Origin of the sequence: Bradyrhizobium sp., assembly GCF_049581145.1 — a bacterium.
Taxonomy (GTDB): domain Bacteria; phylum Pseudomonadota; class Alphaproteobacteria; order Rhizobiales; family Xanthobacteraceae; genus Bradyrhizobium.
This window is the reverse complement of the sequence record NZ_JBAURI010000201.1, coordinates 1-1,651: the sequence shown is the minus strand read 5'-3', so window position 1 is coordinate 1,651 and position 1,651 is coordinate 1. Positions and strand designations below refer to the sequence as shown.

Genomic DNA, 1,651 nt, shown 5'->3' with positions numbered 1-1,651 from the left:
CATCTCAACCGTCGGACGTTTGTCGGAAAGGCCACGCAGTGAAGCCGGCGGAATCCGCCCCCGCAGTCGTCATCGACGGATTGAGTAAGCGCTTCGGCCCCACTTTGGCGCTCGATGGCGCGTCGGTGACGATCGGGCGCGGCGAAGTCCATGCGCTCCTTGGCGAGAACGGCGCCGGGAAATCGACTCTCGTCCGGATCCTGAGCGGGCTGACGCGTCCGGATGCAGGAACAATCTCTGTGTTCGGCGAGCGAGCTGGGATAGCCGGTCCTCGCTGCGCGCGGGCGCTCGGGATCGCGACCGCCTTTCAGGAGATTAGCCTCGTTCCCGATCTCACCGTGCAGGACAATCTTCTGCTCGATGTGGCGCCGACACGGCTCGGGTTCGTGCTCGACCGACGCGGGGCGCGGCGCTGGATCGAGGCGGCGCTCGCGCGGCTCGAGCTCGGTTCGGTCAATCCGCGGCTCGAGATTCGCGACTGCCCGCTGTCGCTCCGCCAGAAACTGGAGATCGCCCGAGCCATCGCGCGCGAGCCGCGGATCCTGCTCCTCGACGAGCCGACTTCGGCCTTCTCGGCGCAGGACGTCGAATGGCTCGAACGGCGCATCGCCGAATTGCGGGCGCGCAGCGCCACCGTCCTCTTCATCACCCACCGCCTGCCAGAGGTCCGCCGGTTCTGCGACCGCCTCAGCGTCTTGCGCAACGGCCGTCAGGTTGGGACCTTCGCGGTCGGCGAGATCAGCCATGACGAGCTGGTTCGGTTGGTGATCGGCCGATCGTTCGCTGCGACCTTCCCGCCGGCGCCGCCGCCGCAAGAGCGTAGGGGCGCCCCCGCGCTCGAAGTGCGCCAACTCACCGTGAGAGGTCGCGTCGAAGACGTCACATTCTCGCTCTGGCCCGGCGAAATCCTCGGCGTTGCCGGTCTACAGGGGATGGGGCAGAGCGAGCTGTTCCATGCCCTGTTCGGCGTTGCTCCAGCCGACAGCGGCGCCATCGCCGTCAATGGCCGGGCGGTCGTCATCGCCTCGCCGCGCGACGCCATCGATTCGCGCATCGGCATCAGCCTAGTGCCGGAGGAGCGCAAGACCGAGGCGCTGGCGCTTAAACTCTCCGGCCTCGAAAACGTCTCGCTGCCGACACTCAATCGCTTCGCACGGTTCGGCTGGCTCGACTTGGAGGCTGAACGCCGCGCCGTCGATCGCGTGCTAGCCCGCGTTCAGGTGCATCCGCGCGCTCTCTATCGGCCTTGCGCCAGCTTCAGCGGCGGCAATCAGCAGAAGATCGCGATCGCCAAATGGCTGCTGGCGGAAAGCCGCGTGTTGCTGCTGTTCGATCCGACACGCGGCGTCGATGTCGGCGCCAAGCACGAGATCTATGTCTTGATGCGCCAATTCGCCGATGCGGGCGGCGCGGTGCTGTTCTATTCGACGGACGTGCTGGAGATCGTCAACCTCTGCCGTCGCGTCATCACGCTCTATGATCGGCGCATCAATGCCGAGCTAGCGGGCGAGGCGGTGCGGGAGGAGGAGATCATGCGCTTCGCGCTGGGGCAAGGCAGCGCCTCAGCGCCGGTCGAGCGGGCGGAATGACCGTCACCTCGAAGCCGGGACAACCTGCGACTTTGGGTCCCGGCCACCACGCCGCGGGCGGT

Annotated in this window: 1 protein-coding gene; it reads left to right on the top strand. The window is 67.1% G+C overall.

The window, feature by feature from the left end:
- Positions 1-38 precede the first annotated feature (38 nt).
- A complete protein-coding gene (locus WCB02_RS06620) occupies positions 39-1,589 on the top strand; it encodes a sugar ABC transporter ATP-binding protein (RefSeq protein WP_423957036.1) in 1,551 nt (516 codons plus the stop codon).
- Positions 1,590-1,651 lie beyond the last annotated feature (62 nt).